The sequence below is a fragment of the Pedobacter frigiditerrae genome (genome assembly GCF_004331645.1).
GTDB classification, from domain to species: domain Bacteria; phylum Bacteroidota; class Bacteroidia; order Sphingobacteriales; family Sphingobacteriaceae; genus Pedobacter; species Pedobacter frigiditerrae.
This window is the reverse complement of record NZ_SJSK01000006.1, coordinates 194,314-206,571: the sequence shown is the minus strand read 5'-3', so window position 1 is coordinate 206,571 and position 12,258 is coordinate 194,314. Positions and strand designations below refer to the sequence as shown.

The 12,258-nt window shown below is 36.9% G+C and carries 14 protein-coding genes; 9 read left to right on the top strand and 5 right to left on the bottom strand.

The window, feature by feature from the left end:
- Nucleotides 1-23: 23 nt before the first annotated feature.
- The 5 genes from EZ428_RS20105 (at nucleotide 24) to EZ428_RS20085 (ending at nucleotide 5,016) form a co-directional block, all read left to right on the top strand.
- Complete coding sequence (locus EZ428_RS20105; RefSeq protein ID WP_131554999.1) at nucleotides 24-386, top strand: response regulator transcription factor; 363 nt, start codon at nucleotides 24-26, stop codon at nucleotides 384-386.
- Nucleotides 387-403: 17 nt separating this feature from the next.
- A complete protein-coding gene (locus tag EZ428_RS20100) occupies nucleotides 404-931 on the top strand; it encodes a DUF892 family protein (protein WP_131554998.1) in 528 nt (175 codons plus the stop codon).
- A 184-nt stretch (nucleotides 932-1,115) separates the two neighbouring features.
- Nucleotides 1,116-1,622, top strand: coding sequence for an RNA polymerase sigma factor (locus EZ428_RS20095; RefSeq protein ID WP_131554997.1), 507 nt, complete (start codon nucleotides 1,116-1,118; stop codon nucleotides 1,620-1,622).
- 126 nt (nucleotides 1,623-1,748) lie between these two features.
- A complete protein-coding gene (locus EZ428_RS20090; protein ID WP_131554996.1) occupies nucleotides 1,749-2,123 on the top strand; it encodes a response regulator in 375 nt (124 codons plus the stop codon).
- Nucleotides 2,124-2,172: 49 nt separating this feature from the next.
- Nucleotides 2,173-5,016, top strand: a complete 2,844-nt coding sequence (locus EZ428_RS20085) for a PAS domain S-box protein (protein WP_131554995.1) — start codon at nucleotides 2,173-2,175, stop codon at nucleotides 5,014-5,016.
- A gap of 70 nt (nucleotides 5,017-5,086) precedes the next feature.
- Here EZ428_RS20085 and EZ428_RS20080 read toward each other — a convergent pair whose 3' ends face one another.
- A complete protein-coding gene (locus tag EZ428_RS20080) occupies nucleotides 5,087-5,608 on the bottom strand; it encodes a hypothetical protein (protein WP_131554994.1) in 522 nt (173 codons plus the stop codon).
- A gap of 166 nt (nucleotides 5,609-5,774) precedes the next feature.
- Here EZ428_RS20080 and EZ428_RS20075 point away from each other — a divergent pair, with 166 nt between their 5' ends.
- From EZ428_RS20075 to EZ428_RS20070, 3 genes are all read left to right on the top strand, one after another.
- On the top strand, nucleotides 5,775-6,152 hold the full coding sequence (locus EZ428_RS20075; RefSeq protein WP_131554993.1) for a hypothetical protein: 378 nt from the start codon (nucleotides 5,775-5,777) through the stop codon (nucleotides 6,150-6,152).
- Nucleotides 6,153-6,300: 148 nt separating this feature from the next.
- Entirely contained in the window at nucleotides 6,301-6,477 is a 177-nt protein-coding gene (locus tag EZ428_RS24040) for a hypothetical protein (RefSeq protein ID WP_165501841.1), read from the top strand.
- 147 nt (nucleotides 6,478-6,624) lie between these two features.
- Nucleotides 6,625-8,787 (top strand): catalase, encoded by a 2,163-nt coding sequence (locus EZ428_RS20070; protein ID WP_131554992.1) that lies wholly within the window; start codon nucleotides 6,625-6,627, stop codon nucleotides 8,785-8,787.
- Between the two features lie 126 nt (nucleotides 8,788-8,913).
- Here the strand turns inward: EZ428_RS20070 and EZ428_RS20065 are convergent, their stop codons facing one another.
- The 4 genes from EZ428_RS20065 to EZ428_RS20050 form a co-directional block, all read right to left on the bottom strand.
- A complete protein-coding gene (locus EZ428_RS20065) occupies nucleotides 8,914-9,387 on the bottom strand; it encodes an ankyrin repeat domain-containing protein (protein ID WP_131554991.1) in 474 nt (157 codons plus the stop codon).
- A 77-nt stretch (nucleotides 9,388-9,464) separates the two neighbouring features.
- A complete protein-coding gene (locus EZ428_RS20060) occupies nucleotides 9,465-9,758 on the bottom strand; it encodes a hypothetical protein (protein ID WP_131554990.1) in 294 nt (97 codons plus the stop codon).
- 67 nt (nucleotides 9,759-9,825) lie between these two features.
- Nucleotides 9,826-10,110 carry a hypothetical protein gene (locus tag EZ428_RS20055; RefSeq protein WP_131554989.1) on the bottom strand — a complete coding sequence of 95 codons (285 nt, stop codon included), beginning with the start codon at nucleotides 10,108-10,110 and terminating at the stop codon, nucleotides 9,826-9,828.
- Between the two features lie 108 nt (nucleotides 10,111-10,218).
- Nucleotides 10,219-10,566, bottom strand: coding sequence for a Spx/MgsR family RNA polymerase-binding regulatory protein (locus EZ428_RS20050; protein ID WP_131554988.1), 348 nt, complete (start codon nucleotides 10,564-10,566; stop codon nucleotides 10,219-10,221).
- A gap of 188 nt (nucleotides 10,567-10,754) precedes the next feature.
- Here EZ428_RS20050 and EZ428_RS20045 point away from each other — a divergent pair, with 188 nt between their 5' ends.
- Nucleotides 10,755-12,257 carry a sensor histidine kinase gene (locus EZ428_RS20045; protein WP_205945769.1) on the top strand — a complete coding sequence of 501 codons (1,503 nt, stop codon included), beginning with the start codon at nucleotides 10,755-10,757 and terminating at the stop codon, nucleotides 12,255-12,257.
- Nucleotide 12,258 lies beyond the last annotated feature (1 nt).

Genomic DNA, 12,258 nt, shown 5'->3' with positions numbered 1-12,258 from the left:
ACTTCATTCAAAAAAAGATTAAAATGGCAAAACGGATACTAGTGATTGATGATGATGAAGATATACTTACAATTTTAGACATCATCTTTAAGGAAGAGGGCTATGAAACCATACTTTACCAGACTGGTACAAGTGCAGCCCAAATAAAACTCCTACATCCAGACCTTGTTCTGCTTGATGTGAGAATTAATGGCTTTGAAAAAACAGGTGCTGAAATTTGCATAGACATTAAAAATGAGTTGGAGTTGGAAAAAGTTCCTGTGTTACTATTATCCGCTGAACTTGATGTTGCTGCGTTAGCAAGTTACAGTGGTGCAAATGGTTATGTGAATAAGCCATTTGATATTAATAAACTTCTTGCAAAAGTGAAAGAATTTTTAACTTAGTGGCTTAATAAAGCCATATGAATGAGCAGTCTGATAAATCCAAATCATGGAAAAAGATTAACCTAGGTTCTGAGAAGCTGAAGTTATTTTTTTTGAAACACCTAGATCGCATTTACGGTGCTAAACTGCATTTGGTATCTAAGTTGCCACATCTTGCGAGCGAAGTTGAATTTGCCGACCTTAAGCATGCTATTGCTGAAACCGTAGCAGATGTAGAAAAACAAATTGCCAGAATGGAGTTGATTTATTCCTTGTTAGATGCAGAGGTATCTAAGGGTAGCATACACGGTTTAACTGGCTTGGTAGAAGATGCATTTGAGGCCATAGATGAACAACGAGGGGAAGCTGAGCTTCGTGATCTATCCATTATATTTTATCTTCAAAATATTGAAAGTGTAGAGATGGCGTCTTTTCAGATATTGCAAATGGCTGCTGTAAAATTGAAGAATAAGCATATTAACCAACTACTTAAGGAAAATTATGATGAGGCAAAAGCAGATCGCACCCTATTGTTACTAATTTCGTCTAAATATATTACAAATTAACTTGGGCTTATATCCCATTAATCTGTTTCTGTTGGTGGGATTTTGCATTTGATAAAATAACGGGCAGGTTAGCTGAATACTTAACAATAATACTCCAATTAAGAATAACTATTTCTCAGGCCAAACAATTACCCAACTGAAAATGTATATATATAGGTAGTTTATAAACTAAAATCATCCTATTATGCAAACATTTCAACTTAATGACGTGCTTTCTGAACACAGACCCCATTTGCGTTCCTTTGCTTATAAATTTACTAAAGATGACAGCGAAGCAGATGATCTTATACAAGATACCATGCTTAAAGCAATGAGGTATGCTGATAAATTTATAGAGGGAACCAATTTAAAAGCTTGGCTTTTTACCATCATGCGGAATACCTTTATTAACGATTATCGTAAGGAAACTAGAAAAAATGCAGTGGTTACACAGGAAGATGAGATTTCTAACGCCCACCTGATGACTAGTGCAACCAAAAACGAGGCAGAGGGTAAATTTGCAATGGCAGATATTCAAAAGACACTTTCTAAGTTACCTAAGTGTTATTATGATCCATTTATTCAGTATTTTGAAGGCTATAAATATCATGAGATAGCCGAGGACTTAAATATACCCATTGGTACCGTAAAAACTCGAATTCACATGGCTAGGCAAATTTTGCAAAAACAATTAAAGGTATATCGTAAATAGGCATAAGCCCATAATTACCTGCTTTAATTATTTGACAATAAATCCTTTGTTAAGATAAGAGAACCATTCTTTTTAAACATTGCTTCGCAATTTTTCTTCTAGCTCAAAAAATACTATTTTAGCATCATGGCTAATCAAACAGTATTGATATTTGATGATGATGATGACTTGCTAACTATTTTTAGTTTTCTTTTTGAAGACATGGGATGGCAGGTTTTTACCCATCCCACCTGTGATGATGTGTTGGAAAGAACAAGGGAAACAAAACCAGACTTGATATTGATGGACAATTGGATACCAACCATTGGCGGCATTGCGGCAACCCAGTTATTAAAAGCTGATGAAGAATTAAAAGCAATACCTGTTATTTATATCTCAGCTAATAACGATGTAAAGGCGCTTTCTGCACGGGCTGGAGCAGATGCTTTTGTAGCTAAACCATTTGACTTTGACGAACTGGGCGCATTAGCAAAAAAATTGGTAAACAAAACAGGCGTTTAACTGTTATGGCATGGCCAAACTAAAAAACACATTACCGTAGCTCTGCCACATGGAAGAACCTAACCACAAACCAAACAGCAAATCCTCATTAAGTAAAGACCAAACAAACCCTAGTTATACTAGCGAGGAGCAACAGATCAATGCAATGATTGAGAGTGCGCCCTTTCCTATTGCGGTTTATATTGGAAAGGAAATGCGAATTATTAGAGCTAATCAGGCTGTAATTGAAGTTTGGGGCAAAGGTCCTGATGTAATTGGTAAGACCTTTAAGGAACTACTACCAGAATTAGCCGGAACTGGTATATACCAACACCTTGATGAGGTATATAACACAGGTGTACCGTTTAACATCCGCAATAGCAAGGTTAAGCTTACCATTAATGGCGAACTAAAGGAATTCTATTTCAACTATAGCTTTACACCCTTATTTGATGATAGTGGAAAGGTATACGGTGTAATGAATACTGCTGCCGATGTAACCGATTTGAACCTTGCCAAACAACATGCAGAATTTAGTGAAACAAACTTTCGCAACATGATTCTGCAAGCACCATTGGCGATGTCTCTATTAAGGGACCCAGCATTTGTGGTTGATTTGGTAAACGATGCCATGCTTGACATTTGGGGCAAGTCACTGGCTCAAGTTACAGGCAAACCCGTATTTGAAGCTTTACCGGATGCTAAGGAACAGGGATTAGAACAGGTAATGGAAGCAGTTTACCGTACTGGTGAGCCTTTTTTTGCCAATGAAACCCCAGTTAAACTGATTCGTCATGGCAAGGAAGATACGGTTTACCAAAACTTTGTTTACCAAGCCTATCGTGATTCTTACGGTGCAATTTTAGGTGTGCTGGCTATTTCTGTAAATGTATCTGAACAAGTAAGGGCAAGGATGGAATTGGAAAAGGCATATGAGCAGATCCAACTTTCTAAAACTGCTGCGCAGCTAGGTACTTTTGATTTGGACCTAGAAAAAGGCACCATGGAATGGGATGAAAGATGCAGGGAACTTTTCGGCATTGCCCACAGGAACCAAGTAACCTATGAGCAAGACTTTGTACAAGGTTTACATCCTGAGGATAAGGAACGTATTGTTACGATTATAGACCAGCTCTTAACTGGTAAAAAACCCGATGGCAATTATGATGTAGAATACCGTACCATTGGGCAAGAAGACCAACAAATAAGGTGGGTGCGAGCCAAGGGAAAAGTTTATCACGAAAACAATAAACCAAAACGATTTATCGGATCGGTATTGGATATCACTAACCAGAAGCAAAACGAACAGCGTTTATTAGACTTGTCAGAAAAACAAGCAAGGTTAGCAGCCCTGGTTAACTCATCAGATGATATCATTATTTCTAAAACATTAGAAGGTATCATTACCAGTTGGAACCCTGCAGCCGAAAGGGCTTTTGGGTTTACAGAAGCTGAAGCCATAGGCTGTCATATTTCTATTGTTATTCCAAAAAACCGATTAAACGAAGAAGACTATATACTCGGTCAGATACGCAATGGCAACAAAGTAGACCATTTTGAGACCGTACGTTATAGCAAAGGCAAGCAAGAAATACATCTATCACTTACGGTTTCTCCTGTAGTAGACCATACTGGTAAGGTAATTGGCGCTTCGAAAATTGCAAGGGATATTACCCAACAAAAAATAACACAGCAAAGGGCAAAAAAATATACCGTTCGCCTAGAGATCATGAATATGGTGATGAGTGCCATTTCTGAAGAGCTGGACTTGAACAAGATTTTACAAAAGGTAACAGATGCCACAACAGAATTAACAGGAGCATCATTTGGCGCATTCTTTTATAACAAGATGGATGCTGCTGGAGAATCTTACACACTGTTTACCTTGTCTGGCGCACCTAGAGAAGCTTTTGAAAAGTTTGGCATGCCTAGAAACACAGCAGTGTTTCACCCAACCTTTTCTGGCGAGGGCGTGGTGAGGGTTGATGACATTACCAAAGACCCCCGTTACGGTAAAAACGACCCACATTTCGGTATGCCAAAGGGGCACTTACCCGTGGTGAGTTATTTGGCCGTTCCGGTAATATCACGTAATGGGCACGTAATTGGCGGGCTATTTTTTGGTCACCCAGAGCCTGCCATGTTTAACGAAGAACATGAAGCCTTAGTAATTTCTATCGCTGCCCAAGCAGCCATTAGCCTTGATAATGCTAAGCTGTTTGAAGAAGTAAGGGCGTTAAATGATAAAAAAGATGAATTTATAGGGCTAGCCAGCCATGAGTTAAAAACACCATTAGCAAGTATAAATGGTTATTTACAGATTCTTGATCGCCAGATTAAGGAAGAGGGTCCAAAGAAATTTCTTCAAAAAGCGCTTAACCAAGTTGGTAGAATTACCTCATTAGTAAATGATTTATTGGATGTATCTAAAATTGAGGCAGGTAAATTACAATTAACCCGTGCAGAATTTGACTTAAAATATATTGTGGAGGAAGCCATTGAGCTGATACAGCAATCTGAGGCAAAACATAATATTAGTTTTAAAAGTGAGCTAGCAGAGTGCCCAGTGCAAGGCGATGCACAACGCATAGAGCAAGTAATTGTGAACCTATTGTCTAATGCCATTAAATATGCCCCAAAGGCAAATAAGGTAGAGGTTGCGCTAACCTGCACAGCTCAAAAAGTAACGGTTAGCGTAAGGGATTTTGGCCCTGGTATAGCTAAAGACAAGTTGAAGAATATTTTTACAAGGTTCTATCGTATAGATGAAGCCTCACCCAATATTTCTGGCTTGGGCATTGGTTTGTACTTAGCTCACGAAATTATTACCCGTCACAATGGTGAGATTTGGGCAGAAAGTGAATTGGGTGCAGGCAGCACTTTCTTTTTCTCTTTGCCCAGACACAAGAATTAATTTTGCGATAGCTTAGCAAAAAAAGCCCCGATATAAAATCGGGGCTTCTCTTACAAAAAAACTAACCTTATTATAGTCCCCTATCACCTCTTTCTTCTTGTCCACTCTCTTGGCTATCCTCTCCAAAAGTTTCTTTGTCGCTATCGGCATCTGCACCGTCAAATTGATTTGCAGTGCCCGAACCATCTCCCTTATTAGCTATGCCGTCTTCTTGATCGCCATAACCTCCCGTACCTTGATTAGTGGTTTGTCCGAAGTTATTAGATTGATCATCGTTTTGTGATTGGGTGTGGTTCTGGGAGTAATCCTGGCTTTGTGAGCTGCCCTGCCCTTGTTGTTGACCTTGATTTTGCCCATACTGGTTTTGTCCAGCTGCGTGCCCTTCTTTAAATTCGTTTTCTTCCTTTGAGCTGTCATTCTCTTCATTTTGGTAAGAAGCGCCGTAAGGAGTTTCGCCGTTTTGAGCGTTTTGACTTTGGCGCTCAGCGTTCGCATTTTGCTGATTGTTTTCGTCTCTCTGGTTTAGTGCACCAGTGTTTTCACCTTGTTGGTTACTTTCTTGATTTTCTGGTTGATACTCTTGATTTTCCATGGTATTTGATATTTAGGTTTGATTGACCACTACCCAATTGGCAGCGGCAAGACATAAAGGATTTCAAATAGAAAATGTTTTAAAATTCTTACAACCTAAAAGCATATTATGCTTGTGCAAAACATTTGAAAGACTAATATGTTATAGTATCATCAAATGCAACACCATGCTTTATTTTAACGCTAATCAGCAAGCTACAGTAGAAGGGATAAATAGTACTGCACTCTGTTATTTTTTTGAGAGTGCCAATTTTTATTTATTAGAAACTGATGCAAACAAGTTCAACATCGAGAATTTAAGCAAGGATCAAAGGTGGTTAATGATCGATAAATCTACCACTAAGGTTTGTCCCCTAAATTTGCGTCATAAAGACGCGTCTGAGGTAGTAGAAGAAAGGTTTTTTGAAGAAGGTTATTTAAAATTTAATGATACTTCTGGTACTTATATAGAGAAATACAATTCTGCACAACATAGTTTAACACAAATCCCTGCTGTAGCTATACCTGCTGCTGTACACGAAGCAGTTGCTGATTTCATGAGTTAAAGTACCGCTGAGGTTGCCAGCGACGGTGATTAATGCTAGCCATTGTTATTAATGCTTTAAGGGATTTTTCTAAAAACCTTAAAACCATATGGTGCTTAATGTGTTGTTGTGGTATCATTAAATTTTAGCGGAAAATCAAATCTATATCATGACAACAGACATCAAATCAGCAACAAAAAACAACCAACCTTTAAAAAACTCAAGTTTAGCTATTAGAGAAAATGTATCCTTAAAAAATGAGGTTGCTCATGCTAACAAAAAGCCAAGGGTAATTAGGGATATTAAGATTAATTATCCTAGCAATGGCCTATATGGTCTTTTATAAACATAAAGATTAAACTAACCGCAACTAAAGCGCATAAAAAACAAGGCTTTTTGGTTGCGGCTTTTTTATGCCCAAAAAGATAATTTATAATTGAAACATAAGGGTTAGCAAAGTGTTTACCGTATTCTATGATAAATAAATAAACCTATGGCTAAAAAACCTATTGCCCCGAAAACAACCGCATTAAACAATAGTGCAAAAATTGAGAATCTTAAGCCACATACGGCTGATGCGACAAACCAAAAGATGACAACCGATCATGGTGTAGGTATAAACGATGATCAAAACTCCTTAAAGGCTGGAGACAGGGGTGCAACATTGTTGGAAGACTTTATACTTAGAGAAAAGATTACACACTTTGACCATGAAAGAATACCTGAGCGTGTGGTGCATGCAAGAGGGTCTGGGGCACATGGTGTTTTTAAATTATATAAGCCCATTCCTGAATTAACTAAAGCACAGTTTTTAAATGATACCGAAATTGAAACTCCGGTATTTGTGCGGTTCTCTACCGTGGCAGGGTCAAGAGGATCAACCGATTTAGCAAGAGATGTAAGAGGATTTGCAGTTAAGTTTTATACCCAAGAAGGGAATTTTGATTTGGTGGGTAATAACATGCCTGTCTTTTTTATTCAAGATGCCATGAAGTTCCCTGATCTGGTGCACGCCGTTAAACCAGAACCAGACAATGAAATGCCACAAGCCGCTAGTGCACATGATACCTTTTGGGATTTTATTTCCCTAATGCCCGAATCTACGCACATGATCATGTGGGCAATGAGCGATAGGGCTTTGCCTAGAAGTTACAGAATGATGGAGGGTTTTGGTGTACATACCTTTAGGTTTATTAATGATAAAGGCGAATCGAACTTCGTGAAGTTTCATTGGAAACCTTTACTGGGGGTACATTCAGTAGCTTGGGATGAAGCTCAGAACATTTCTGGTAAAGACCCAGATTTCCATAGAAGAGATTTATGGGAAGCCATACAAAGTGGTAATTTCCCCGAATGGGAATTTGGCGTTCAAATAGTTGCAGCCGCTGATGAGCATAAATTTGATTTTGACTTATTGGATCCAACAAAATTGATACCTGAAGAACTGGTTCCGGTACAGCGTATAGGGAAATTAACCTTGAATAGAAATACCGATAACTTTTTCGCAGAAACCGAACAGGTAGCTTTTCATGTTGGCCATGTTGTACCAGGAATAGATTTTACCAATGATCCTTTAATGCAAGGCAGGTTATTTTCTTATACCGATACACAACTGATTCGTTTAGGCGGACCTAACTTTCACGAAATACCTATTAATAGACCTGTAGTACCTGTTCACAATAACCAAAGAGATGGTTTCATGAGGCAAACCATTAATGTTGGCAAGGCAAGTTACAACCCGAATACCACAGGCAATAATGATCCTGCACAGGTTAAAGCAGCTGACGGCGGTTTTGTAAGTCATAATGAAAGGATTGATGCTAGAAAAATAAGGGCAAGAAGCAAAAGTTTCTTTGATCATTTTAGTCAAGCGAGGTTATTTTATAACAGTCAGTCTGAAGCAGAGAAAAATCATATCGTAGATGCATTGAGATTTGAATTAGGAAAGGTTAAAACAATTGCCATTCGAGAAAAAATGATTGGCAGATTGACACAAGTAGATAATGGTTTGGCTAGCAAGGTTGCTGCAGCCTTAGGCTTGGCCGTTCCAAAACAAGAACTTGAACCTATCAATCACAGTATTCCTGCTGACGGAAACCCAGCAGATTATCAACCGATTGAGGTAGACTCGAAGCTTAAAGTTTCTGAAGCCTTAAGTATGGCTAATACCATTAAGGATAACATTAAAACAAGGAAAATTGCCATTCTTGCTGCAGATGGTGTAAACGATAAATCAGTGAATGATGTTAAAAAAGCGTTAATGGCTGCAGGAGCAACGGTAGAAATCATTGCTCCTAAGCTCGGAAATATTCTTACAGATAAAAATGCTGCAATTGCTGCTGACGAAAGTTTATTAACTGTAGCATCGGTATTTTATGATGCGGTTTATGTGCCTGGCGGCAAAAAAAGTGTAGCTACCATTGCCACAGAACCTGATGCCATTCATTTTTTGAATGAAGCTTTTAAACACTGTAAAGCCATTGCTATAGATGCCGATGCGCAAGCAGTTGTAGACGCTACTTATTTTGCTGCTGCAGCTAAAGAAGATGGAATTATCATTGAAGGAGACGTTAAAAAGCTAGGTGATCAATTTATTAAAGCAATTGCCCAACATCGTTTTTGGGATAGGGAAAAAGCGAGAAAAGTTCCGGCTTAAAATGCAAAAGCCTCACGAAATTTCGTGAGGCTTTTTTAAAGAATTAACCACAGATTTACACAGATGCACACAGATTTAATTAGGTTAATTCATCTGTGTTCATCCTTTTTTACTGTGGTTAATATATTATGCTTCTAACAATTCTAAAGCTTTAACGTTTCCTTGTTGTGCTGCTAAATCTGCGGCTCGCATCCCTCTCACATCACAAATATTTGTATCTGCACCATGCAATAACAACAGTTCAACTAAATTATTTCTACCAAACATAGCCGCAAACATTAAGGCTGTACCGCCATTACCATGTTGTAAATTTAAATTAGCTCCGCCTTCAATCAGTAATTCAGCAACTGCTGGATACCCTTTAAAAGCTACACCCATCAATGCAGTATTTCCGCCTAAATCTTGGGCATTTACATCTGCGCCATTAGCGAGTAATAGTTTAGCTGCTTCTAATTGATTATTGTAACAAGCAATAATTAGTGGTGTATATCCTTTTTCGTCCTTGATATTTACATCAGCTTTACCATTTAGCAATTCATTTAATACAGCTATATCGCCAACCCTGGCAGCATGGATGAGTAGTTCTTGTTCTATTTGCATAATTGTGGGTTCATTGGTTCATTGCCGTCTGCTTCAGCTCACGGATAGTTTATTAACAACAGAAGATCATTAAGGTTTTATGCTGAATCTTGATTCAACTGAGAAGCCAAAATCTCATTAAGTGTAGCTTTATAAAGCACACCTGTCCATAACCACATTTCGTAGTCTAATATGGCTACAATCTCAAAATCTGAATATTGAGCATAAATCTTCTGAGAGGAAAGATTAAGTGATAAGTTTGACAAGATTTTCATGATCTGTTCTTGTTTTGCAGGAACGATAATTAACTTGTCTATGGTTTTGCCTTTGTACGTTTGATCAACTAAATGACTGTTCGCTTCAATCATTAGTTCTGCTTCATGATAATTCATAAGTCTTAAGATTAAGAAGATTGAAAAAACGGAAAATTATGTACCACGTATGGTATAAGGAAATTAATTAAGCCGTTTTTAAATGGGGCAAAATTTCTTTTAATGAGATTTTATCTAGTTTATGTTTTTTAACTTTTTGATTATAATCAAAAACAATAACCACATCTAAAATTGGATATTTGCTATAAGAATAAGGAGAATGTAATTGCTGGTTAACCATATAGATTAATCGATCTAAACCTTCATGGTCTGAGGGTGCAATTACCAAGGCAGAAATTGTTTTGCCTTTGAATTCTGTGTTTACTAAATGATTATAGTCTACAATTAATTTAGATGCTTGATAATAGTTCATTTCAAAAACATTTAATGGATTTCTGTGATTTTGTGGACAGATAACATTAAATTTTATAAGATGTTTTAGAAATAATTAAATAACTGAAAATTAGAACTTATAGCTCTACTATTTTAGTTTTTCATGGTAATTTTCGGCTAAAAAACCTAAAAGAATTGCCTTGCCATCTTGCTCTACAATTGGGCGTTTGATGGCACTTGTATTTTGCATTAAATAAGAAATGGCTGCTGATGGAGAATTAATTTCTGCTTGTTCTTCCTTGCTTAATTTCTTAAAGGTTAATCCGTTTTTATTGATCACTTTTTCCCAACCAAACGTATCAAACCACTCCGTTAGTTTTTCTGCAGTAACGCCTTTTTTCTTAAAGTCATGAAATTCGAAATCTACATGGTTTTCTTTTAACCAATCTTGGGCCTTTTTAACAGTGTTGCAATTTGGGATACCGTATACTATCATTTACGTTTTTAGAATTAAGATTTACGATTTAGATTTACTGCAAACTTAGGCCTTTACAGCAAAACTTCAAAGTTCGCTAACCCATAACCGTTAAATCTTCTAATTCATCACATTTTTTTACAAGTTCATCACATTTTTAAAATAGGTAGCTTTAGGCTTGTTAAAATTGTGGCATCAAACTACTAAGCATGAAACAAAAAGATTTACAGAAGGCAGAATTCTGGATAGCAACCATTCTTTATGGCATTGCGTTAATTATACTTATTTCTAATACAGGAAACCGCAGGCATTCTTACGAATTTTATCATTTTAGAAATAATGGTTTAACCTTTTCTTATCTCTATAGTTATTTTCTTCCAAAACTATTTCAGTATTCAATTATCTATTTTGGGTTTTTGTCTTTGAATTTTCTAATCGTCCCTAAACTAATTAAAAAACAGCAAAGTACTTTAAATGGCATACTGTTGTTTGGCCTATTCTTAGTTATGGGCCTAGTGATCAGTATTTGTAAAACTTACACAGAGGCTTATTTTCTATTAGAATATGATGATATTCAGGATGCTTATAACCGTGTTTTCTTTAAAGGTTTCTCAAGCTCGTTGTGGATCATCATTGCTATAGCTGGCTATGTACTATTAAAAGAATTTGTGACTTATTTAGTCGAAGATCAAAGAAAGATTGAAGGCAGTCAGAATCAGATTAAAGTAGACATTGGTTTCGGGCTTGCATTTTGGTTTGTGGGTTTGTTGTTATGGGTTTCGGCCAATGCTCCTTTTGAAATCATCATCATGTGGACATTAGTAATTTTGGCGGGTATTTGTATTACAGTTTATGCCATCTATTTTTATTTACCTACACATTATAAAAAAGGCAGGAAGTTTAGGCGCTATCTTTTTCAAATCCTTTTTGCTGCTATTTTGGCAGCCATTCCAATTTCTCTTATCACTTTAATGATGGCAAGAGATGATGAGTTTGCAGCCATCATTCTTTGCTTCCATTTTCCAACACAATTGTTAATTACCTTACCATTGGCTTGGTATATTTATAAAAGTAGACTTACCAATAGCAATGTATTAACTTCTTTAAGAACTGAGCTTGGCAAATCTGATGCAAGCTTAAGTTTTCTGCAATCGCAGATTAACCCACACTTTTTGTTTAATGCTTTAAATACTTTATACGGAACCGCCTTACAAGAGAATGCTGAAAGAACGGGAGAAGGCATTCAGAAATTAGGTGACATGATGAGGTTCATGTTACATGAAAATGTACAGGAGAAAATTTCCCTTACCAGAGATGTAGATTATTTAGAAAATTATATCGCCCTGCAAAAACTAAGAACTTCTCGCTCTGGTGATATAGTTATTGACACCCAAATTGATGAACAATTAAACAACTTTCAAATTGCCCCAATGTTGTTAATTCCTTTTGTAGAAAATGCATTTAAACATGGGATTAGCTTACAACAGCCATCGCACATTAAGGTAACCTTGCAAACAAAGGAAAACACCTTGTATTTTGATGTGCATAACAGCATTCATATTAAACCAGATAACGATCCAGAGAAATTGAAAAGCGGAATTGGATTAGAGAATGTAAAACAACGTTTGGCTTTATTATATCCAGGTAAACATGAGTTGATTATTCGTGAGAGTGCAAAGGAATTCTTTATTCATTTAACTATACAGTTATAAG

Excerpts from the sequence above, each read along its gene's own strand:
- EZ428_RS20105 (WP_131554999.1), top strand. The coding sequence starts at position 24 with ATGGCAAAACGGATACTAGTGATTGATGATGATGAAGATATACTTACA.
- EZ428_RS20100 (WP_131554998.1), top strand. The coding sequence starts at position 404 with ATGAATGAGCAGTCTGATAAATCCAAATCATGGAAAAAGATTAACCTA.
- EZ428_RS20095 (WP_131554997.1), top strand. The coding sequence starts at position 1,116 with ATGCAAACATTTCAACTTAATGACGTGCTTTCTGAACACAGACCCCAT.
- EZ428_RS20090 (WP_131554996.1), top strand. The coding sequence starts at position 1,749 with ATGGCTAATCAAACAGTATTGATATTTGATGATGATGATGACTTGCTA.
- EZ428_RS20085 (WP_131554995.1), top strand. The coding sequence starts at position 2,173 with ATGGAAGAACCTAACCACAAACCAAACAGCAAATCCTCATTAAGTAAA.
- EZ428_RS20080 (WP_131554994.1), bottom strand. The coding sequence starts at position 5,608 with ATGGAAAATCAAGAGTATCAACCAGAAAATCAAGAAAGTAACCAACAA.
- EZ428_RS20075 (WP_131554993.1), top strand. The coding sequence starts at position 5,775 with ATGCTTTATTTTAACGCTAATCAGCAAGCTACAGTAGAAGGGATAAAT.
- EZ428_RS24040 (WP_165501841.1), top strand. The coding sequence starts at position 6,301 with ATGACAACAGACATCAAATCAGCAACAAAAAACAACCAACCTTTAAAA.
- EZ428_RS20070 (WP_131554992.1), top strand. The coding sequence starts at position 6,625 with ATGGCTAAAAAACCTATTGCCCCGAAAACAACCGCATTAAACAATAGT.
- EZ428_RS20065 (WP_131554991.1), bottom strand. The coding sequence starts at position 9,387 with ATGCAAATAGAACAAGAACTACTCATCCATGCTGCCAGGGTTGGCGAT.
- EZ428_RS20060 (WP_131554990.1), bottom strand. The coding sequence starts at position 9,758 with ATGAATTATCATGAAGCAGAACTAATGATTGAAGCGAACAGTCATTTA.
- EZ428_RS20055 (WP_131554989.1), bottom strand. The coding sequence starts at position 10,110 with ATGAACTATTATCAAGCATCTAAATTAATTGTAGACTATAATCATTTA.
- EZ428_RS20050 (WP_131554988.1), bottom strand. The coding sequence starts at position 10,566 with ATGATAGTATACGGTATCCCAAATTGCAACACTGTTAAAAAGGCCCAA.
- EZ428_RS20045 (WP_205945769.1), top strand. The coding sequence starts at position 10,755 with ATGAAACAAAAAGATTTACAGAAGGCAGAATTCTGGATAGCAACCATT.